This window comes from Allorhizocola rhizosphaerae (assembly GCF_003426775.1).
Lineage (GTDB): Bacteria > Actinomycetota > Actinomycetes > Mycobacteriales > Micromonosporaceae > Allorhizocola > Allorhizocola rhizosphaerae.
Window position 1 is genome coordinate 1 of record NZ_QJUG01000149.1, and the last position, 21,182, is coordinate 21,182.

At 68.3% G+C, this 21,182-nt stretch carries 22 protein-coding genes; 17 read left to right on the forward strand and 5 right to left on the reverse strand.

All coding sequences use genetic code 11. The features are described 5' to 3' along the window. From DM816_RS43900 to DM816_RS27590, 8 genes are all read left to right on the forward strand, one after another. Positions 1 to 1,426: hypothetical protein (locus tag DM816_RS43900; protein ID WP_211588879.1), on the forward strand; the 1,426-nt coding region annotated here is incomplete at its 5' end. Positions 1,427 to 1,751: 325 nt separating this feature from the next. Next, positions 1,752 to 2,633: a helix-turn-helix domain-containing protein gene (locus DM816_RS27565; protein WP_246002282.1), complete on the forward strand. Its 882-nt coding sequence runs from the start codon at positions 1,752 to 1,754 to the stop codon at positions 2,631 to 2,633. After that, on the forward strand, positions 2,630 to 3,316 hold the full coding sequence (gene trmB / locus DM816_RS27570) for a tRNA (guanosine(46)-N7)-methyltransferase TrmB (RefSeq protein WP_117213309.1): 687 nt from the start codon (positions 2,630 to 2,632) through the stop codon (positions 3,314 to 3,316). The genes DM816_RS27565 and trmB overlap by 4 nt, the downstream gene beginning before the upstream one ends. Beyond that, positions 3,300 to 3,932: a phosphoribosyltransferase gene (locus DM816_RS27575; protein ID WP_117213310.1), complete on the forward strand. Its 633-nt coding sequence runs from the start codon at positions 3,300 to 3,302 to the stop codon at positions 3,930 to 3,932. The genes trmB and DM816_RS27575 overlap by 17 nt, the downstream gene beginning before the upstream one ends. Positions 3,933 to 4,010: 78 nt before the next feature. After that, positions 4,011 to 4,205: a hypothetical protein gene (locus DM816_RS42960; RefSeq protein ID WP_162907902.1), complete on the forward strand. Its 195-nt coding sequence runs from the start codon at positions 4,011 to 4,013 to the stop codon at positions 4,203 to 4,205. Between the two features lie 221 nt (positions 4,206 to 4,426). Continuing rightward, entirely contained in the window at positions 4,427 to 4,816 is a 390-nt protein-coding gene (locus tag DM816_RS27580) for a RidA family protein (RefSeq protein ID WP_117213311.1), read from the forward strand. Between the two features lie 45 nt (positions 4,817 to 4,861). After that, positions 4,862 to 5,632: a DinB family protein gene (locus DM816_RS27585; RefSeq protein ID WP_117213324.1), complete on the forward strand. Its 771-nt coding sequence runs from the start codon at positions 4,862 to 4,864 to the stop codon at positions 5,630 to 5,632. A 2-nt stretch (positions 5,633 to 5,634) separates the two neighbouring features. Continuing rightward, on the forward strand, positions 5,635 to 6,312 hold the full coding sequence (locus DM816_RS27590; RefSeq protein WP_117213312.1) for an alpha/beta fold hydrolase: 678 nt from the start codon (positions 5,635 to 5,637) through the stop codon (positions 6,310 to 6,312). A 6-nt stretch (positions 6,313 to 6,318) separates the two neighbouring features. Here the strand turns inward: DM816_RS27590 and DM816_RS27595 are convergent, their stop codons facing one another. Beyond that, a complete protein-coding gene (locus DM816_RS27595) occupies positions 6,319 to 6,975 on the reverse strand; it encodes a fibronectin type III domain-containing protein (protein WP_117213313.1) in 657 nt (218 codons plus the stop codon). On the opposite strand from DM816_RS27595, the gene DM816_RS27600 reads away from it, so the two are divergent. The 5 genes from DM816_RS27600 to DM816_RS27620 all read left to right on the forward strand — a co-directional run bounded on the left by DM816_RS27600 (position 6,974) and on the right by DM816_RS27620 (position 11,659). Then, positions 6,974 to 7,921, forward strand: coding sequence for a ketopantoate reductase family protein (locus DM816_RS27600; protein WP_117213314.1), 948 nt, complete (start codon positions 6,974 to 6,976; stop codon positions 7,919 to 7,921). The genes DM816_RS27595 and DM816_RS27600 overlap by 2 nt on opposite strands. Before the next feature lie 63 nt (positions 7,922 to 7,984). After that, a complete protein-coding gene (locus tag DM816_RS27605; RefSeq protein ID WP_117213315.1) occupies positions 7,985 to 8,815 on the forward strand; it encodes an SGNH/GDSL hydrolase family protein in 831 nt (276 codons plus the stop codon). Between the two features lie 19 nt (positions 8,816 to 8,834). After that, positions 8,835 to 10,769, forward strand: a complete 1,935-nt coding sequence (locus DM816_RS27610; protein ID WP_246002284.1) for an MDR family MFS transporter — start codon at positions 8,835 to 8,837, stop codon at positions 10,767 to 10,769. 36 nt (positions 10,770 to 10,805) lie between these two features. Then, the gene (locus DM816_RS27615) at positions 10,806 to 11,237 is read left to right on the forward strand and encodes a TlpA family protein disulfide reductase (protein WP_117213316.1); all 432 of its coding nucleotides are present in this window, start codon (positions 10,806 to 10,808) and stop codon (positions 11,235 to 11,237) included. Between the two features lie 11 nt (positions 11,238 to 11,248). Next, positions 11,249 to 11,659, forward strand: coding sequence for a DUF4395 domain-containing protein (locus DM816_RS27620; RefSeq protein WP_117213317.1), 411 nt, complete (start codon positions 11,249 to 11,251; stop codon positions 11,657 to 11,659). Between the two features lie 151 nt (positions 11,660 to 11,810). Here DM816_RS27620 and DM816_RS27625 read toward each other — a convergent pair whose 3' ends face one another. The 3 genes from DM816_RS27625 to DM816_RS27635 form a co-directional block, all read right to left on the reverse strand. Then, positions 11,811 to 12,005 carry a hypothetical protein gene (locus DM816_RS27625; protein ID WP_117213318.1) on the reverse strand — a complete coding sequence of 65 codons (195 nt, stop codon included), beginning with the start codon at positions 12,003 to 12,005 and terminating at the stop codon, positions 11,811 to 11,813. 149 nt (positions 12,006 to 12,154) lie between these two features. Next, positions 12,155 to 12,790, reverse strand: coding sequence for a hypothetical protein (locus DM816_RS27630; RefSeq protein WP_162907903.1), 636 nt, complete (start codon positions 12,788 to 12,790; stop codon positions 12,155 to 12,157). Between the two features lie 151 nt (positions 12,791 to 12,941). Next, a complete protein-coding gene (locus DM816_RS27635; RefSeq protein WP_162907904.1) occupies positions 12,942 to 15,164 on the reverse strand; it encodes an ATP-binding cassette domain-containing protein in 2,223 nt (740 codons plus the stop codon). Between the two features lie 433 nt (positions 15,165 to 15,597). Here DM816_RS27635 and DM816_RS27640 point away from each other — a divergent pair, with 433 nt between their 5' ends. After that, positions 15,598 to 17,127, forward strand: coding sequence for a cation:proton antiporter (locus tag DM816_RS27640; protein WP_211588881.1), 1,530 nt, complete (start codon positions 15,598 to 15,600; stop codon positions 17,125 to 17,127). Here DM816_RS27640 and DM816_RS27645 read toward each other — a convergent pair. Next, positions 17,120 to 18,046, reverse strand: a complete 927-nt coding sequence (locus tag DM816_RS27645) for a sensor histidine kinase (protein WP_117213322.1) — start codon at positions 18,044 to 18,046, stop codon at positions 17,120 to 17,122. The two genes, DM816_RS27640 and DM816_RS27645, sit on opposite strands and share 8 nt — an antisense overlap. A gap of 232 nt (positions 18,047 to 18,278) precedes the next feature. Between DM816_RS27645 and DM816_RS27650 the strand changes: the two genes are divergently transcribed. The 3 genes from DM816_RS27650 to DM816_RS27660 all read left to right on the forward strand — a co-directional run. Next, a complete protein-coding gene (locus tag DM816_RS27650; RefSeq protein ID WP_162907906.1) occupies positions 18,279 to 18,806 on the forward strand; it encodes a hypothetical protein in 528 nt (175 codons plus the stop codon). A gap of 184 nt (positions 18,807 to 18,990) precedes the next feature. Continuing rightward, positions 18,991 to 20,067 (forward strand): lytic polysaccharide monooxygenase auxiliary activity family 9 protein, encoded by a 1,077-nt coding sequence (locus DM816_RS27655; protein WP_246002290.1) that lies wholly within the window; start codon positions 18,991 to 18,993, stop codon positions 20,065 to 20,067. A 105-nt stretch (positions 20,068 to 20,172) separates the two neighbouring features. After that, on the forward strand, positions 20,173 to 21,182 hold a 1,010-nt coding region (locus DM816_RS27660; protein ID WP_162907907.1), incomplete at its 3' end, for a serine/threonine-protein kinase.

Below are 21,182 nucleotides of genomic sequence, written 5' to 3' on the forward strand. Positions count from 1 at the left end.
CGTCGCCGCCGGGGCCGCGCTGGCCCTGATGCTCACGTCGCAACCGGTGCCACCGCCCGGCGGACCGCCACCCGCGGCCGCACCCAGTCCGCCACCGCCCCAGGTGGCGCCCACGCCCAGTCCGCCGCCACCGGAGCCGCCCGGCACACCGCCGCCGACGACCCGGTCACCCGAATCCGTTGCGGTCCTGGAGGCCGTGCTGGAGCCGGTGGGCGCGCTGGTGCGCGGCCGGCCCGGCACGTTGGTCATGTCCGTCGCGCACCGGGGCGTGACCAACACCGTCGCGTTTGGACCCCGAGGCGTTCCACCCGCGCGAGTTGACACCGGGCCGCTGACCGGGACGCTCACCCTGCCGCCTGGCGTGACCGTGCGCGCCGGTGATCCCGGCGACGGGTGGCGGTGCTCCGGGACGACCTGCACACACGGGTCCATCTCGGTGGGGGAGAGCACGAGAGCCTATGTTCCCGTTGAGGTTTCGGGCTCGGCGGTCGATGGCGAACTTGGCGTGCGGCTGAACGCGCCGCGCGCCACGGCCCGCAGCTCCACGAGGCTGGGCCACATCCGGGAGGGCGGGCTCGCCGCCACGTTCGCCGCGACCACGCGGGCCACCGTGACCACCGGGGGCAACCGGCTCATGTCCTGCGCGGCCCTGCCGCTGCTGGGCTGCTTGGGCCTCGGACACGACAACGGCGACTTCTACATGACCCACTACCGCGACCCGGAGGCGCCCGGCGGTGGCGGGCTGCCCCACGGCGCGGCGGTCAGCGGGGCTCAGGTCCCGGTGGGCGGCGGGGTGCTGTGGGCGGGGCTGTACTGGTCGGGATCCGGCAAAGCGCCGGCGAGCCCGACGGCCTTCGTGCGCGTGCCCGGTACCGATCAATACACCCCGGTCCGCGCGAGCCGGGTCGACCGCGCCGCATCGTCCTATCAGGCGTTCGCCGATATCACCGCGCTCACCAGCGGAACCAAGGGCGGCACGTGGTGGGTCGGGGTCGAGCACGGTTTCGAGCCGGGCGTGGGCTCGTACGGCGGATGGGCGCTGCTCGTGGTCGTCGCCGACGGTGGCCCACGCCGGCACGTGGCGGTCATCGACGGGTTCCACGCACTGAAGTCGGGCTCGGTCGCGACCCCGGTCTACGGCATGCCCGGCGCGCGGGCCTCGGTGGCGTTCGTCGGCTGGGAGGGCGACCGCGGGATAGCGGGCGACCGGCTCAGGCTGGGCGACCGCGCGCTGGGCGGGGACAACGTCGCCTCCAGCACCGCCGACGGCACACCGGACGGGTGGAACACGTTCGGCGTCGACGCACGCCTGTTCGACTCGCACCTGCCCACCGGATCGGGGCAGCCCGAGATCACCGCCACGACAACGGGCGATGTCTGGATTCTGGGCGTGCTCGCCATGGCTTCGGAGGCTAATCCTGGCTAGTTTTCCGGCGCTTTGGCCGTTCGTTTTTGAACCGGCGCGCGCACTCGGGGCAGATCCGTACCGGGCCCCGGGTGCGCACCTGTGACTGCTCCGGCGGCATGGGGATGCCGCAATAGGTCTCGTCATGGCGCGACGGGTGCCCAATGTGGTGTATCTCCGGCTCGGACATGGCAACCTCCTCCTCTCGGGTGAGAGGGATCGGCTCATCGGTTATGACGCCGCTCCGCTTTTGGGCGGAGCGGATCGCGTGAAAGGGTTGAACATGGGTCTATTCACGGCGCAAACTCATACGGCGGACAAATTAAGCCGTCGCGGAGGTGCGACCGTGGCAGCACTGCACATGCCGCTGCTCAGAAGACGCCGGATCGGCTTGACGTTGCGCAAGCTGCGGGAACAACAGAATCTGACCCTGGAGCAGGTCGCCGACCAGATGGACTGCTCGGGCTCGAAGATTTCCCGTATCGAAAACGGGCACAGCTCCGTCGGGATGCGAGACGTCCGCGATCTTCTGCACATCTACGGGGTCAACCCGCAGGTGGCGCGGGACATCATGGACATGGCGCGCGAGGCGCGCCGGCACGAGCGCGAACGCGACTGGTGGCACCCCTACAACAACGTGCTCGTGAGCGCCTATGTCGGCAACGAGCACGTGGCCAGCCGCATCCGCACCTACGAGCATCAGAGCGTGCCGGGCCTGTTCCAGACCAGGGACTACGCGATGGCACTGTTCCGGGCGGCGATGCCGGCGGTGGGGGAGGACGTCATCGGCGAGCGGCTGCGCGTGCGCATGGCCAGGCAGGCATTGCTCACCCGCGAGGGCAAGCCGCTGCGGTTCGACGTGGTGATCGACGAGGCGGTGCTGAGCCGGCCGGTCGGCGGCGATGAGGTGATGCGTGCCCAGATGCGGCGCCTGATCGACGTCTCCGAGATGGGCAATGTGCGCATGCGGCTGCTGCCGTTCGAGGCTGGCGCCCACGCGGGCATGGAGGGCACGTTCGCCATCCTCGACTTTCCCGAAGCCGACGGGTCCAGCATCGTCTACGCCGAGACTGCCACCGGCGGGCTGTTCCTGGACAAAGCGCAGGAGTTGTCGCTGTACGAGCAGATTTTCGGCAGCACCTGGGCCATGGCGCTCGACGAAAACCGCACCCGGGATCGGATCGCCCAGCTCATCCAGCGTCCCCGCTGGGTAACCTTCAGGGTGTGACCGGGCACCATACGAAAATCACGACTTTCTACCCGCGGCGCGGGCGGGTCAGCGCGCGGCACGAGGACGCGCTGGCCCGGTTGTGGCCCCACTACGGCGTGGACATCCCCGGTCCGCGGCTGGATCTGCCCGAGCTGTTCGGCAGGCGCGCGCCGGTCGTGCTCGAGATCGGGTCGGGCATGGGCGACGCGACCGTGGCCATGGCCGCGGCCGACCCCGAGCGCGACTATCTCGCGGTCGAGGTGTTCCCACCGGGGCTGGGCAACCTGCTCGCGACCGTCGAGGAGGAGGGCCTCAAGAACGTGCGCGTGGCGCAGGGTGACGCGTTGGAGTTGTTGCGGCACATGCTTGCTCCCGGTTCGCTGGACGCGATCCACGTCTTCTTCCCCGATCCGTGGCCCAAGGCGCGGCACCACAAGCGGCGCCTTTTCCAGCCGGGCAATGTCGCGTTGCTGCGCAGCCGCCTGCGCCCGGGCGGCGCGCTGCACTGCGCCACCGACTGGCCGCACTACGCCGAGCAGATGCTCCAGGTCCTCAGCGCCGACCCGGAGCTCAGCGGCGGCATCATCGAGCGGCCCGAGCACCGGCCGCTGACCAAATTCGAGCAGCGCGGTCTGGCCGAAGGCCGGCAGATCACCGATTTTCTTTATTTCCGGGGGGTACGGGGTGAGGCCCTTCCGTGATCGCACCGAGGCCGGTGAGCGGCTGGCCGAACGGGTGAGGCACCTGGCCGGCGAGTCCCCGGTGGTGCTCGGCCTGCCGCGCGGCGGCGTGGCCGTGGCGGCCCGGGTGGCACGGGCCCTGGGAGCCCCGCTGGACGTGATCGTCGTGCGCAAGCTCGGGTTCCCCGGCCAGCCCGAGCTCGCGATGGGCGCGATCGGCGAGGACAACGTGCGGGTCAGCAACGAGGGCATCATGTCGCTGGCCGACCCCGATCGGGTGGCGGCCGTGGAGCACGCGGAGCGTGAGGAGTTGCGGCGGCGGGTGGACGCGTGGCGCGCCGGCCGCCCGGCCGTGCCGCTGCACGGGCGCACGGTCGTGATCGTCGACGACGGGATCGCCACGGGTGCCACGGCGGCGGTCGCGTGCCAGGTGGCCCGGCTGCGTGGGGCCGCTCGCGTGATTCTCGCCGTGCCGGTGGCCCCGCCGGAGGCCGTCGGCGAACTGGCGGACGCGGCCGACGAGGTGATCGCAGTCCTCACGCCGGCTGGATTCAGCGCGGTCGGGCAGTGGTACCGGGATTTCGCCCCGACCACCAACGACGAGGTAACTCGGTTCCTCGCCGCCGCGGCACCCTGATAGGCTCGGCGCCATGATCTGAGAGTCTTCTTTCGCTCGCCCGTCTTGAATCCAATCGTTTTCATCCTTGGAGACACCATGAGTGAAGATCGCACTCCAGACGCTTCCGGGCAGGAAGAGCCCGCCGAGTCCGTCCCGATGAACCGCGCCGAGCGGCGGGCCAAGGGCAAGAAGTCGGCTCAGCAGACCCACTTCAACGGCAAGCAGAAGTCCAACGTGCCCAAGGGACCACAGGGCCACGGTCAGAGACTCTGGAACCGCAAGTCCGGCTAGCCCGCGGACCCATTTGCCTTTGGCTGCGTTGCCCGCCGGGTCGTGTACAAAGGCGCACACGGCCCCGGCGTGCGCCTTGCCAGAACCAAGTGGCCCTCGCGGAACCGCAGACCCGTTTGCCTTCTGGCTAAGTTGCCGTCGGGTTGTGTGCCAAACCCACGCCAGTTCCGCGTGCCCAATGTCATTGGACGGTTCGCGGAGTGGTCGCTTAGCGTTCGCGCATGACAGAGCGACGCGCGATCCTCAGCGGCTCGACGTTTGAGGAGCAGATCGGCTATGCCCGTGCCGTGGTCGATGGCGACCGGGTGTACGTGTCCGGGACGACCGGCTTCGACTACTCCACCATGACGATCTCCGACGACGTGGTGGAGCAGGCCGAGCAGTGCCTGCGCAACATCGGGGCCGCGCTGGCCGAGGCGGGATGCGCCTTCGCCGACGTGGTGCGCGTCCGCTATCTGCTGCCCGATCGCGAAGACTTCGAGCCCTGCTGGCCGGTCCTGCGCCGCTACTTCGGTGAGGTCCGCCCGGCCGCCACGATGCTGGTGTGCGGCTTGGCGGACCCTCGCATGAAGATCGAGATTGAGGTGGACGCGCGCCGGCGCACGACCTGACCAAACCGGCAGTCGATCGTCCGGATCTGGTTCTAACGTGTGTTCGTGACCACGTTCCACGATCAGGATCTCACCGGGGCGGAGTTCGAGCGCGTGCGCCTCAATAACGTCAGCATGCGCAGCGTCGACCTGAGCGGGGCGCAACTGCGCGGCGTCGCGCTGCACGGCGTCCGCATGCGCGGCGTCGAGCTGCTCAACGTCGACATCTACGGCGAGATCGAAAACGTGACCGTCAACGGCGTGGACATCGGGCCGCTCGTCGAGGCCGAACTCAACCGTCGCATGCCCGAGCGGGCCAAGATGCGCCCCGACGATCCCGGCGGGTTCCGTGAGGCGTGGGCGACTCTGGACCGCCTGTGGGCGGGCACGGTCGCACGGGCCAGGATGTTTCCCGAAGCGTCGCTTCACCGCACTGTCGACGACGAGTGGTCGTTCATCCAAACGTTGCGGCATCTGAACTTCGCCACTGCCGCGTGGGTGGAGCGGATGATCCTGGGCAACGCGTCACCGTGGCATCCGTTGGATCTGCCGTGGGACGAAGCACCCGGCTGGGACGGCATCCCGTGGGACCGCGAGGCGCAGCCGTCGCTCGACGAGGTGCTCACGATCCGCCGCGCACGCCAGGCGACGGTGCGCGAGGTCATCGCCGAGCTCACCGACGAGCAACTCGCCTCCGAGGTGACGCGCACGGAGCCGGGCTGGCCGCGGTTCGAACGCTTTGCGCTCAACGAATGCCTGCGCATCGTGCTCAACGAGGAATGGGAACACCGGCTCTACGCCGAACGCGATCTGGACGCACTGGAGAAAGGCAAATGACCATGGAAATTCTGCTCATCGGCGGCCTGTGGCTCGACGGATCCGCATGGGACCGCGTCGTGCCCGCGCTCGAACAACTCGGGCATCGCGCCGTGCCGATCACGCTCCCCGGTCAGGGTGCCGGATCCGCGTCAGCGACGCTCGACGATCAGCTGGCCACGGTGCTCGCCGCCGTGGACTCGTCGTCCGAAAAACCCATGGTGGTAGGACATTCCGCCGCATCCACCCTGGCGTGGCTGGCCGCGGATGCGCGACCCGAGCGGTTGGCCAAGGTCGTGCTCATCGGCGGCTTCCCGTCGGCCGGCGGGGCCCGCTACGCCGACTTTTTCGAGCTGAAGGATGGCGTCATGGCGTTCCCCGGCTGGGGCCCGTTCGAGGGAGCAGACTCGGCCGACCTCGACGAGGAGACCAAGCGAAGCTTCGCCTCCGCTGCGATTCCCGTCCCCCAGGGCGTGGCCCATGGCGTGGTGCGGTTGGCAGACGAGCGACGGTTCGACGTCCCGGTCGCGGTGGTGTGTCCCGAGTTCACACCGGCGCAGGCCCGCGAGTGGATCGAAGCCGGTGATGTCCCCGAGTTGGCCAAGGCCAAGCATGTCGAGTTCGTGGACATCGACTCGGGGCACTGGCCGATGTTCACCAAGCCCAGCGAACTGGCCCAGCTGCTCGCCGCCCAGGCCTGACAGCACCTATTTGCGCCGCGTGCACGTCGGCGGGGCCATCACCAGGTTGTCCGCCGAGTACGCGATGCTCACGGTCACGCAGTAGTCGCGCTGCGGGTTGAGGCTGACCAGGGTGTAGGTCTCCGTCCCGGCGGGCAGGGACTGCATGGCGCGCATGGGCTGCCCGGCCTCGGCGGCCGACACGACGATCGGCCCGTTGGCGCCGCTCGGGTATGCCCACGTGACCACGACGTTGTCGCCGTTGTCGGCCAGCGATATGTCGGTCACCGGCCCGGACGGTGCGGCGGCCGGCGGCAGGCTCGCCAGCGGCGTGCCCTCGATCTGGGCCGGCCCTTTCGGGTCGTCCCTGCCCGACGCGAACACCGCGACCGCGATCACCGCAACTGCGGCCGCCGCCACGGTACCCATCACGACCACCAGCATCGCGCCCGACCGCTTGGGCTGGGGAACCGGTGGCAGGTGCTGCGGTGCCACGGCCGCAGCCTGGGGCGGAAGCGGCGGCGGCGGCGCCGGAGGCACGAGCCGGGCCTGTGGCGTGGGCGGTGGTGGCGGCGCGAGGAACGCCGGGGCCGAAGCCGGCGCGTCGACGATTTCGTCCTCGGGCCACTCGAAGGCCCCGACGTGAGGGTCTGGCACGCCCCACACGGTAGCGTGCCCGCTCATGAGGTTCATCCTGTACGGCGCGGGCGCGGTCGGTGGATCGCTGGGCGGGCTACTCGCACAGGCGGGGCGCGATGTGGTCCTGATCGCCCGTGGCGAGCACCTGAAAGCCTTGCGCCACAACGGACTCACGCTGCAGACACCCGACGCGCAGACCCGGCTGGACATCCCGGCGGTGGGCAGCCCCGACGAGGTCGACTGGCGCGATGGCGACGTGGTGCTGCTCGCGATGAAGTCGCAGGACACCGAGGCCGCCCTGCGCGCGCTGCCCCCGCATGTCAGCGTGTTCTGCGTCCAGAACGGGGTGGCCAACGAGCGAGCCGCGCTCAGGTTCTTCGAGCACGTCTACGGCGTGTGCGTGATGTTCCCGACCACCCACCTGACCCCGGGTGTGGTCGCGGTCCACTGCGCGCCGCTGCACGGAGTGCTGGACCTCGGCCGGTACCCAGATGGAAATGACGGTCTTTCAGAACGTGTCGCTGAAGAGTTCCGTGACGCGGGCTTCAAGGCGTCGGCACGGCCCGACATCATGCGCCTCAAGTACACGAAACTGCTCATGAACCTCGGCAACGCGATCAATGCGGTGTGCGGGTCGGCGCCCGAACTGTCGCGCAAACTGCGCGAGGAGGGCGAAGCGGTGCTGCACGCGGCCGGGATCGCCTACGCACCCGACGACGAGACGTCCGACCTGCGCGGCGACATCATCACCGTGCGGGACGCGGTCGGGCAGCCGCGACCGGGCGGCTCGTCGTGGCAGAGCCTGGCGCGGGGGACCGGTGCGATCGAGGCCGACTACCTCAATGGCGAGATCGTCCTGCTTGGACGGTTGCACGGCGTGCCGGCCCCGTGGAACGAGCACGCCCGCCGGATGGCCAACGAACTGGCGCGCAACGGAAGCGCCCCCGGCTCCGTTACCCAGGAGGAATGGATGTCCAAGATGGACTTGTGACAGAGGCGCGATCACGTTACCTTGCAGTAACGTTGATACACCTCTATCCCCCGGAGGTAACACATGAGGTACGCGCGCACCACGTCCCTCGCGCTTGCCGCCGGCCTGGTTCTCTCGCTGCTTTCGGCCACCCCGGCGGCAGCGGACCCGGGCCCACCGCCCAGCTCGATGGCCTCGATGGGTGATTCCATCACCAAGGCTTTCAATGCCAGCGGATGGTACTCCGACTGGCCCAGCCGCTCGTGGAGCACGGGCAGCTACTTCAGCGTCAACAGCCACTACCGGCGCATCCTCGCCAAGAACTCGGCGATCAGTGGCCGCAACTACAACGACGCCGTGTCCGGTGCCAAGGCCGCCGACATGGCCGCGCAGGCCAACACCGTCGCCGGGCGAGGCGTCGGCTATGTGACCATGCTCATCGGGGCCAACGACGCCTGCACCGGAAGCGAAGCCTCGATGACGTCCGTGGCCACGTTCCGGGCGCAGATCGACACCGCGCTCAACACGCTCAAGACCCGCCTGCCCAACGCGAAACTGGCCGTGATCTCCATTCCGGACATCAAGCGGCTGTGGTTCGTCGGCAAGGACAGCTCGTCGGCACGCAACGCATGGAGCACGTTCAGCATCTGCCAGTCCATGCTGGCCAACCCGACCTCGACCGCCCAGGCCGACGAGGACCGGCGCAACCGCGTGCGCCAGCGGGTCATCGACTTCAACGCGCAGCTGGCGCAGGCGTGCGCCGCGTACGGGCCCAACTGCGACTTCGACGACAACGCGGCGTTCAACTACCCGTTCTTGCTCTCGCATCTGTCCACGTGGGACTACTTCCACCCGAATGTGACGGGGCAGGCCGTGCTCGCCCAGATTACCTATACGGCCGGTTTTAGCTGGTGATTTGCTGTTAAATCGGCCTGTGAAGGTCAGGCAGCGGGCCGTATTCGCCGCAGTCGCGGTCGGCATGCTGCTCGCCGCGCTCGACCAGACGATCGTGGGCACGGCGTTGCCCACGATCGTCGCCGATCTGGGCGGGGCCTCCCACATCTCGTGGGTCGTGACCGCGTACCTGCTGGCCGAGACCATCGCCACGGCGCTGGCGGGCAAGCTGGGCGACCTGTTCGGGCGCAAGCTGCTGTTCCAGATCAGCATCGCGATCTTCCTGGTGGCGTCCGTCTTCTGTGGACTGGCCGACACCATGCACTGGCTGGTCGCGTGGCGCGGGGTGCAGGGGATCGGCGCGGGCGGCATGATGGTCACGTCGATGGCCCTGATCGCCGATTACATCCCGTTGCGGGAGCGCGGCAAATATCAGGGCGCGCTGGGCGCGGTGTTCGGCGTGGTGACGGTCATCGGGCCGCTGCTCGGCGGGCTGTTCACCGATCACCTGAGCTGGCGGTGGGCGTTCTACGTGAACATCCCGGTCGGCATCGCGCTCATGATTTTCGTCGTGTGGGCCATGCCGTACTTGAAGCCGGTGGAACGGCCGGTGATCGACTATCTGGGCATCGGGGTCATCGCGGCCGCGTCCACCTGCCTGATCCTGATGACGAGCTGGGGCGGGGTCGAGCACCCGTGGGGCAGCCCGGTCATCCTCGGGCTCGGGGCGGCGGGCGTTGCGCTGCTTGGCCTTTTCGTGCTCGCCGAGCGACGGGCGCGCGAGCCCATGCTGCCCATGCGGTTGTTCCGCAATCAGGTGTTCACGGTGTGTGGGGTGCTGTCGTTCATCGTCGGGTTCGCGATGTTCGGCGCCTTGACCTTCCTGCCGACGTTCATGCAATACGTGGAGGGTGTGTCCGCGACCGAGTCGGGACTGCGCATACTGCCGATGGTGATCGGGTTGATCATCACGTCGATGACGAGCGGGACGATCGTCGGGCACACCGGCCGGTACAAGATATTTCCCATAGTGGGCGGGGCGGTCAGCGCGATCGGGATGTTTCTCCTGTCGCGGATGGACGCCGGCACGTCGTTGCTCGTCTCGTCGCTCTACTTGTTTGTCCTCGGCCTCGGGCTGGGCCTGAGCATGCAGGTGCTCACGATCGTCGTGCAAAACACGGTGCCCTATCGGGATTTGGGCGTGGCGACGTCGGGAGTCACATTCTTACGCACGCTTGGCAGCTCGTTTGGCGTCGCGTTGTTCGGCACGGTTTACTCCAATAACCTCGCGCCGTCGGCTGCGGCGCTGGGCGCGCAGGGTCCGGCCGCCATGCACGCGTTGCCATCGCCAACGCGCGAGCAGGTCGTGTCCGCATATGCGGACGCGTTGCAAACCGTCTTCGTCGCCGCTATCCCGGTCGGGCTGCTGGCGATGCTCGTCGCGTTGCTGCTCAAACAGGTTCCGCTGCGCGACACGGCCCGTGCGGCAGCGGCCGACCTCGGCGAGGGCTTCTCCGTCCCCGAGGGCGACAACCGCGCCGACCTGCTGGAACGGGCCATCTCCAGCGTGTGGCGGCGCAAGGGCCTGGCCATGGCACCAAAGGTGCTGCGAGAGGCCGGATTGCCGATCGACCCTGCCGACGCCTGGTGTCTTTCCCGCGTTGCTTTATTTTCCGAGTACCGGGGTGAGGCGCGCCTTTCCTCGATAGCCCAGCGTTATCGAGTCCCCGCTGACGTGCTGCGGCCCGCGTTCGCACAGTGCGTCGCAGCCGACTATCTCACTTATCGGGACGGCCGGCTGGACATGACCTCGCGCGGGCTCGCCGAATTCGACCGCATCTCGGCCGCTTGGCGGGACTGGCTCGCCCGCGAACTGGCCGACTGGCAGGGTTTCGGCGACGACGAGTTCCGCACGGCACTCGACGGCGCCGCGCGGGAACTCGTCGTCGGGGAGGAAGATGTGGCGAAGGTCTAGTAGGGGAATGCATAACTTCGTGCCACGCTGGAGGGCATGCAGACGGCAGGGCTCATCGTCGCCGTGGCGGTTATCCTCGCGGCGGCGGCCTTCGGCGTGCTGCGCCGGGCACGAGACGGAAGGGTGCGCGCGGTGTCGATGTCCTCGCCCGCTCTGGAGCAGCTTGGCGTGCGGCCGGGGCAGGTCACACTGGTGCAGTTCTCGTCGGCCTTCTGCGCGCCGTGCCGGACCACCCGGGTCGTGTGCGCCGAGGTGGCCCGCACCACACCGGGCGTGACCCACGTCGAGGTCGACGCCGAGAGCCACCTCGCGCAGGTTCGTGAGCTCGGCATCCGCCGCACGCCCACCGTGCTCATCGTCTCGCCCACCGGCGAGGTCATCCGCCGCGCGGAGGGGGCGCCGACCCTCGCCCAGCTGCGTGCAGCGCTCAGTGCCCTCGGCCGCTCCGCCTCGGCCCCGTCCGTTTGAGGAGTCGTCCCATGCTTGATCCCCGAGGCCCCCGGTTCGCCGCCGCCATCACCACGGTGGTGTTGGTGCTCGTGCTGGCGTTCGGTTCCGGCTGGCTCGTGCTGGCCCAGGCCGTCGTGTTTGGAGTGACCGCGCTGTGGCCCCGCTACGGTCCTTACGCGCTCATCTATCGCCCGCTGGTCGCGCCCCGCCTGTCGCCGCCCACCGAGCTGGAGCCGGTCGCCCCGGTGCGCTTCGCCCAGCTGGTCGGCTTCGCCTTCGCCACCGTCGCCGCCATCGGCTACCTGTCCGGCGTCACCACCCTGGGCATCGTCGCGGCAGCCTTCGCCCTCGCGGCCGCATTCCTCAACGCCGCCTTCGGTTTCTGCCTCGGCTGCGAGGTCTACCTCGCCCTCGCCCGCCTGCGCGCCCCGCGCACATAACCTCCCCCGGCTTCGCGTCCCATGCGTCCGGAGCGTATGGCTTCGTCCGTACACGCGCCCAGCGTGCATGGCCTCGCCCGCACACGCGTCCGGCGCGTATGGCTTCGTCCGTACACGCGCCCGGCGTGCATAGCCTCGCCCGTACACGCGCCTAGCGCCACGAGCGACCGTCAACGGGCTCGAGCCTTGCGCCGACTCGGGTGACCCATCTGCCGTTGCCAGCGGCGATGTTCTTCACATCCTTGAGCTGATTGTCCAATGTGGCCAGTGTGGTGGTGTGGGGTCCCTGCATCTCGACGACGGGCTTGAGGAACTCGTCGGCATGGGCCGTCATCTCCTGCGCCATGGCATCGCCATCCGAAGTTTCACGGGGTCGGGTTTCGCATACGCCTAACGTTGGCAACTGAGTCGAACATTCGGTTTCTTTGCCCGCAAAAGGATGGCGCCCGGCTGCTATGAGCCCGGGCGCCATTCGCCACACTGTGAAGGTTGGTCTCAGTTCAGTCGCGCCTCCAATGTGGACAGGATGCGGGTCAGCAAAACGCCGTGTTGTGCAAGCGTCTCGCCTTGCTCGATGGACCTTGTTTCGAGCCGACCCACCGCCTCGCCTTGTCGCGTCAGCATTTCACCGTGCTGGGCGAGCGTCGCGGTGTGCTCGGTGAGCGTCGCGGTGTGCTGGGCGACCGCGCCTTCGAGCCGATCGAGCTTCTCGGTGTGCTGGGCGACCGCGCCTTCGAGCCGATCGAGCTTCTCGGTGTGCTGGGCGACCGCGCCTTCGACCCGATCGAGCTTCTCGGTGTGGTGGGCGAGGATTTCGCTGTGATGGGCGAGTACCTCGTCGTGCCGTTTGCTGGAGCCCTCGAGGAATGCGAGCGTTTCCGTGTGCCGGGTGACGATCGTTTCCAAGCGATCGAGCGCGCCATCGTGTCTTGTGACGGTGTCCTCGACGCGGGACAGTGTTTTGCCGTGCTGACGGACCGTCGTGTCGACGCGAGCCAGTGTCTTGCGCAGCCACGCGATCGACTTGCCGTGCTCCTGCTGCGTATGGGCGATGAGCAGGACGATGTCGAAGGCGACGCGGGTCATCTCGCGCCCGAACTCGTCCCCCGGCGGTCCTGGTGGTGGGTCCACGACACCTCTTCCTGTTGCTTTCACGGACAAGAGTCTCGCACAAGCGCCCGATATTGGCAACCTAGTCGAGCAAGGTGGGTTGCTTGTGGCGCAAGGACTTTCCAATGACAAAAGCGCCCGGCCCACGCGGGCCGGGCGCAGTGGCACGACGCTACGACCGTCCGGGCTCGTGCCGCCGCAGGGCCAGCCGGGTCAGCGCGACCAGCACGATCATCTGGAGTACCAGGAAAATCATCGACCGCCACCACAGACCGGCGTCGTGCCGCCACAGCGGATCGTGGAAACCCTTGGGCAGCATGTCAAACAGGTTCGTGGTTTCGGCGCCCGCCGCAAGGCCCCACCGCGTGGGGAAGATCCACGAGATGATCTCCATAACCTTGTTGCCCGTCAACACGAACAACCCGCCGGAGAAGACCAGCTGGCCCATCACCACGACCACCATGATGGGCGTGGTCTGCTCGGTGGTCTTGGCCAGCGAGCTGAAGAACAGACCGAGCACAGTGGACGCCAGCGAGATGCCCACCATCGCGATGATGATTTCCACCGTCTGGCTGGGCACAACGAGCGACCGCGTCGGCGGGCCCTCAAACATTGCCAGGTAGACGAATAGAGCCACCTGCGCCGCGTTGATGATGAACAGCACGGTGAGCTTCGAGCTCAAGTACGCGGCCGCCGACAACCCGACCGCCCGCTCCCGCCGGTAGATCGGTGCCTCGTTGACAATCTCGCGAATGGACGCCGCCGTGCCCAGGAAGGCTGCACCCGTCACCAGCACCACCAGCAGCTGCATCGCCTGGATGCCCTGTGCCGTATTGCCGAAGGCCAAACCTTCCTTGCCGGGCGCCGTGTAAGACAACACCGCAAGCACCAGCGGCATGGCCAACAGGAACAAGCTGAACCCGCGATCGGCGAAGATGACGTTGAGCATCCGCAGGCAAAGCGTGCCGTATTGCCGCAACGGCGCGCTCGGGTTCCGGGCGAACAACCGCCACCCCTGCTTGTCCATGTTTGCTGTGCCGGGTTTGGCGGCGGGCGTGTTGGGCCGCGTCCGCGCCATCGTCGGCTCGATGTCAATCTTGTCAGGCAGCGGCGGCTCGCTCGTGACGATCGCGTGCAGCGTCGGCTCGTCGTCAAGCTGACCACTGCGTTGTGCCGGCACACTCACCGACGAGGACTGTGCCGCAGTCGCCTCCTCTGACGCGGGTGCCGCCTGCGCCATCGCCAGCGCGGGCCGCGGCGCGTTGCGCTCGGTTGGATTGACGGCGCTCACATAACGCGCGTACAACGGCGAATTGCGGAATGCCCGCGTCCACCGCTCCGGGTCATCACTGATCTTCTGGAAGACGTCCGCGTAGTCTTCCGCGTCGAAGAAGTTGAGCAGCTGGTCGGGCGGACCGAAATAGCCCATCGTGCCGCCGACGCACATGACCAGTATGCGATCACAATAATTCAGGTGCAGCACGCTGTGCGTCACCACGATCACGGTCTTGCCCTTGTCGGCCAGCTCCCGCAGCTCCTGCATGACCTCCTTGTCGAGCGCGGGGTCCAAACCGGACGTCGGCTCGTCGAGGCAGAACAGCGATGGCTCGGTCAGCAGCTCCATCGCGACCGAAGCGCGCTTGCGCTGCCCGCCCGACAGCGTGTCGATGCGCTGCTTGGCCCGCTCGGTCAGGCGCATGGTCTGCATGACCTCGTTAACCTTGGCCCACCGCACCTTGCGCGGCACGTCGTCGGCGAAGCGCAGCGCGGCCGCGTAACGCAGAGCCGTGCGCACCTTCAACTGCTTGTGCAGCACGTCGTCCTGCGGGACCATGCCGAGCCGGTAGCGCAGCTGGGCGTAGTCGGTGTACAGGTCGCGCCCGCCATACCAGATCCGCCCCTGCGTCGCCGGGCGCAGCCCGGTCAGCGCCTTCACCAGCGTCGACTTGCCACACCCGCTGGGGCCGATCACAGCCAGCAGGCTGCCCTCGGACAGCGCGAAGCTCACGTCATCGAGCAGCACCTTGTCGCCGATGCGCACGGTGAGGTCGTCGGCGATCAGCGACGCGGGTCCGGTGTCGACATGGTCGTGCAGCCGGTGCCCGTCGAACAGCAGCTCGTGTCGCCCGATCGAGATGACGTCGCCCGCGTGGATGACGGTCGGCTTCTGCACCAGCCGTCCGTTGAGGTAGGTGCCGTTGCGGCTGCCCTGGTCCACGACCTGATAGGTGTCGCCGGTTTGGCGCACCTCGGCGTGGAAGCGGGAAACCTGGAGGTCGACCAGCACCACGGTGTTTCGCGGGTCGCGGCCGATGCGTATGGGCGCGCCGTCGGGCGCGGTATAGGGCGTCTGTCCTGAGGCAGCAACAGCAGCAGAGGGGTTGTCGCTTGACACCAGGACATCCTGGCGGCAACCCCGCCTTAGATCAAGCGGGGTGAACAAATCAGACAGCGCGCACGCCACCACGGTGCGCGGGCTCGGCCCCGGGGCTGCCCCAGTGAAGCCGCCTAGGGCGGTGAGCAGGGGTGGTTGTTGGCCTGGGTTTGTGGCGTGGGGTTTCCCGGGGCTCGGCCCCGCGGTTGGTATTGAAGCTGGCCGCCCCAGCGAAGCCGCCCAAGGCGGCAAGCAGGGGCGGTTATTGGTCGGCGCGTGCGGTCGCCTCGCGGCGAGTGGCGCGATAGGGCTCCTGCGTTGCTCCTCGCGGAGCACCGGTATTCCCTAACGGCTGTTGTTGATGAGGCCCGGGGACACTGTCCACGCACCGACCTCGACAAGATTGCCACGCAAAACCCGGATTGCCTAGTGCATTGCCAGCAGAATGAACCGAATGGGGCTCATGTTGCTCTTGGTGGTGCTGGGTCTGCTCGCCGTGCCCATCGGGGAGCGACTGCGCCTGCCCGCGCCCGTCGTGGCGGCCCTGTTCGGTGTGCTGGTCGCGCTGCTCCCGGGCGGCGACAACATCGCCTTCCCACCCGGCCTGATCCTGCCCCTGGTCCTGCCACCACTACTGTTCACCGCCGCGTGGAAGAGCTCATGGCAACGCTTCCTCAAGGGGTGGAGCCCGATTTTGACCCTCGCCGTCGCGCTGGTCTTCGCCACCACGGCCGCGGTGGCGTTCGTGGCCAGCCGGATCCATCCGGCGCTGCCCCTCGGCGCGGCCGTCGTGCTGGGCGCGATCTGTGCCCCGCCCGATCCGGCCGCGATTTCCAACGTCGCCAAACGGCTGGGCGTGTCACGCCGCATCGTCACGATCCTTGAGGGCGAAGGGTTGTTCAACGACGTCACAGCGCTCACGATTTACCAGGTCGCGGTCGTCGGCGTGCTCACCGGCTCGTTCACCTGGTGGCACGCGGCGGGCAACTTCGTCTACGCCGCCGTCGCGGGTGTCGTGATCGGACTGGCCAACGCGTTTGTCTTCGACCGCCTGTCCAACCGGCTGGGCGGTGCGGAGCTGCGGGCCGGCCTTAGCCTGCTCATCCCATACTCCGCCTATCTTGCCGCCGACCTGGCGAAAGCCTCCGGCGTGCTCGCTGTCCTCGTCGCGGGCTTCTGGATCGGGCACAGCCGTCGCGACCCGGACGACGTGGAGGAGCGCCTCTACGGCCGGTCGTTCTGGGAGGTGGTCGAGGTGCTCGTGACCGGGTTCACGTTCGGCCTGGTCGGGCTGGAGTTCGTGACCGTGACCGACCGGCTGGGCGGGCAGGCCTGGTCCTACGTCACGTTCTCGTTGATCATCTGTCTCGTCCTGGTACTGGCAAGATTCTTTTGGATGTTTGTCGTCGGCGGCATCGTCAGGTTCCGGCACCGCCACTCCGAAGAGGCCGACATCCCGGGTAACTGGCGCGAGACGCTCCTGGTCGCTTGGGCCGGGATGCGAGCCGTCGTCACCGTCGCGACCGCGCTGGCGCTGCCAGCCATGTTTCCCGCCCGAGACCAGATCATCTTCGTCGCCGTCGTGGTCGCTCTTTTAACTCTTCTGGTACCGGGTGTGACCCTGCCCGCCCTGGTGAGCGCGCTGGGCCTGAACACGGGTGCCGACCGCCGCCGGGCCGCCCGGCGTGAGGTCATCGCGGCCATCAACGTGGCCGCCACCGGTCACCTCGATGAACTGCGCAGGCGTGGCGAGATCACCGACGCGCAGGCGGACTGGCTGACCATCCGCTGGCGGGCGACGCTGCTCGAGTCCGGCGAGGAGGACGAGCTAGCCCAGCGCTATCCCGAGCGCCACCACGTCAAGGCGATCCACGCCGACATGCTCGCGCGTGCCCGCGCCGCGGCGCTGCGCCTGCGCCCCAAGGAACCCGAGGCAGTGGACGAGGTTCTGCGCGAGCTCGATCTCCGAAGCGCGGTCAGCTAGACCGCATCCACATCCGCACGCTCGTGCCCTGGCCCGGCTGGTAACTCCAGCGCACCAGATCGCAGACGTGATTGATCAGGGCGAGCCCGCGACCGCTGGGGGCATCCGGTGCCGGGCGCAGCCGGCCCGCGCTCAGGTCGGGAAAAGCCTTGGGGGAGTTCACATCCAGCACGAGATGCCCGCCGTCGTGCCACATGCGCAGCGTCCCGGCGCCGCCGCCGTGCCGGACCGCGTTGGTCGCGGCCTCCGTGACCGCGAGCTGCAGCCCCGCCACCTGCGCTGCGGTCAGCCCGGCCCGCCGCGCCTCGGCCGTGACGATCTGCCGCAGCCACGACAGGTCGGTCCAGCCGAACACCTGCTTGAACGCGTCTGCGGGCGCACGCTCCAGCGGCTGGTTGAGCAGCCGGGCCAGCCGGGCGTGGTTGAACTCACCGCTCGGCTCGATCGGCCCGGTGCCGTACGCGATCAGCGGGTGGGTCCGGCTCGCGTCGTCGAGCGTCTCGGGCGGCAGCCGGGACGCGTCATACGGGCACAGCACGGTCAGGTCCAGGTTGCCCAGCACCACGTTGACCAGCGCCTCATACTGCACGCACGCCGGGTACGCGGTGGACGACCGCCCGGGCCACACCGGTTCGCCGATGACCCGCACACTGCGCCCGGGGTGGCGCATCACGAAGTCGTGCAGCACCCACGGCAGGATGCGCCCGGGGTTGCGCCCGGCGACACTCATGTCGACGAGGGCGACGCCGTCGCCGGCGTCGCCCAGGGATTGTGCCAGCCGGTGCAGCTGCGCCGGCGGCTGTGCCACCAACACGGGCTCATTGCGCTGCTGCCCCTCGCGGATGAATTGCCGCGAGCGGTGCAACAGATCATCGGGGTCCGCGTAGAACAACCCGATGTGTTTGAGCTTTCGCTGCACGGCTGGTGAATTCCCTGGTCAGGCGTGATCAAAACACGGGGCATGAGCCCCGGGCGCAGCGGAATACCCCAAGGTCGCGTGAATCAAACACATGAATCGCGTGACGTTGGCCATGGACCGACGGGCGTGCGGAATCGCGCCCTCGGCCTGACTCCCCGCACGATTGCATCACGCGATTGCCCTGTCCCGCAACGATTGTGTGGTGCCATCGTGGGATGCAAACATGTGGCTCGTGGGTTTTATTCGACGTCATGGCTGGTGGCTGCTGCCGGAGCTGATCGTGGTCGCGGTGCTCGCGACCGTGGCGGCCTACCTGTCGGGCAACGCCTTCCAGGATCAACTGTCCAATCGGGCGCAGGTGGAGCTGGAGCGGCTGACACCCGCCCAGCTGGAGCTGTATGACATGCAGCATGCGCATGCGGGAGGTGGGCAGGCCAAGGTGGTCTGCACGGCGGAGTCGTTCGGCACCGAACCGGCCGGGGCCAAACGCATCGAGGATGTCAAGGTGATCTATGCCCAGTTCCTGTGTGCGCTGGTGCAGAAGGGCACCCCGTGGGACTACGCGAGCCGCAGCTCCGGGCCGGCCGTCATCACGCTCGGTGACCCGCCCGCCGTGCAGATCGCGGCCTCCGGCCTGGGCTACCGCGACCGGGTGCAAGCGATAATTCCAGACGACCTCGAGGGCAGGGCGCTGGCCGGCTTCAAGGATCGGGGCAGGCCAAGCGAACTGCTGCTGCGGTACCGGCAGGCGGCCGGTTAACGGTGATTGCGGCAGCGTTGTCATGGGAGCGTTCTCATGACACACTGTCGATGTCTGGCTTGCCAGACAACGGGAGCCAAGGGTAAAAGCACCTCGTTTGGCACGCGTGTCAACCCCTGAAGGCCGACATGCCGGACTGTTCCGTGCGCGCTGTCGGCCCATCCGTAACTAGGAAGGACAGAGGGTGAAACGCAGACGCCAGCTATTGGCAAGCCTGGCCGCAGCGGTATTCGCCGCGAGCGTGGGCTTCGTTGTCGTTCAGACCCCTTCGGCGCAGGCACACGGCGCCACCATGTTCCCCGGCAGCCGCACGTGGCTGTGTTACCAGGACGGCCTGCGGGACAACGGTGCGATCATCGCGTACAACCCCGCGTGTGCCGCAGCCATCAACCAGAGTGGCACCACTCCGCTGTACAACTGGTTCGCGGTCCTGCGCTCCGACGCGGGCGGCCGCACCACGGGCTTCATCCCCGACGGGCAGCTGTGCAGCGGCGGTACCGGCGGGCCGTACGATTTCCGGCCCTACAACGCGACGCGCACCGACTGGCCGCTGACCCACCTCACCTCGGGTGCCAACATCCAGTTCCGGCACAGCAACTGGGCGCATCACCCGGGCACGTTCTACCTGGCGATCACTCGCCAGGGCTGGAACCCCAGTTCGCCCCTGAACTGGAGTGACCTGCAGGAGTTTGCCAGCGTCACCAATCCACCGGCCAACGGCGGGCCGGGCGCGCTGAACTACTACTACTGGAACGCCCAGCTCCCGTCCGGTCGCAGCGGCCGGGCGATCATCTACATCCGGTGGGTGCGCTCCGACAGCCAGGAGAACTTCTTCAGCTGCTCAGACGTCATCTTCGACGGCGGCAACGGCGAGGTCACGGGCATCGGCCCCGGCCAGACCCAGTCGCCTTCACCCGGACCGAGCATCTCGCCGTCGAGCTCGCCCAGCTCCAACCCCGGAAACTGTACGGCCACTTACACCAAGAACAGTGAGTGGGGCAACGGGTTCCAGGGCGCGGTGACCGTGCGCAACAACGGCTCCAGCCCGCTCAACGGCTGGACGGTCAGAGCGACGTGGGCCAACGGCCAGTCGGTCACCCAGGTATGGGAGGCCACGCACAGCGCCAGCGGCAGCACGTCGACGTTCCGCAATGTGGGCCATAACGGAAACGTCGGGGCCAACGGCAGCGCCAGCTTCGGGTTCCTCGGAAGCTGGAGCGGAACCAACAACGCACCAACGCTCACCTGCTCCAGCCCCTGAGTGCTACTCAGACGCGGGCCGGCCTCCACGGGCCGGCCCGCTCCTTTGCCGAATCCTTGCCGCCGAAACGATTGCCCGTTAACGTCTGCCCGCTAAGGTTCTCGGATGGCAGATGACGGGTTACGCCCAGGTGACCTGATCGCCGGCAGATACCGGCTGATCGACCGGATCGGCTCCGGTGGCATGGCCGTGATCTGGCGTGCGCAGGACGAGACCCTCGACCGGCTGGTGGCCATCAAGGTGCTCGACCTCTCGCTGTCGAGCGACGACCGCATGCGAGACCTGGTCCGGCGCGAGGCGTGGGCGGCCGCACGGCTCAACCATCCCGATGTGGCCGGCGTGCACGACTTCGTGCAGGCGGGCGGGTTCGGTGTGCTCGTCATGCAGCTGGTCGAGGGGGACCCGCTGGCCGACCGGATCGCGCTCGGGCCGATCCCGTGGCGCGAGGCCGTCCGGATTGGACTGCGCGTGGCCCAGGTGCTGGCGCACGCGCACGCCCGCGGGGTGATCCACCGCGACATCACGCCGGACAACATCATCATCAACGGCGATCGCGTCATCGTGCTCGACTTCGGCATCGCCGCGCGCGTCGGCGAGCCCGACGAGGACAGCACCGGCGCGAGCTTCGGTACCCCGGCTTACGTTGCGCCCGAACGGCTTGACGGCACCCCGGCCCAGACCGCCACGGACATCTACGCGCTCGGTGTCGTCCTCTTTGAAATGCTGTCCATGCGGGTACCGTTCAAGGTCCGCGATTGGGACGACGTCGCCACCGAGCGCGGCCCGGCCCCCACGCTGCGCATCCCGGGCGCCCCACCGAGCCTGCCCCGGCTCGTGGCCCGCATGCTCGACCGCGATTCGGCCAAGCGCCCCACAGCCGCCCAAGTCGTTGCGGCGCTTCAGCATCCGGCGCGCTCGCGGCTCGGGCCCGTGCTCGCGGCCACCACCGTCGTGATTGGACTCGCAGCGGTCGCGGCCGCGTGGCAGTGGTGGCCCTCGTCCGGCCTGCCACCCTCCTCGCGGCCCACCGCCGTGCCCACGTCGGACCCGCCGACCCCGTCGCCCACGGCCATCCCGGCCTCTCCGGCCCCACCGTCGCGCAGCCCGTCGGCACC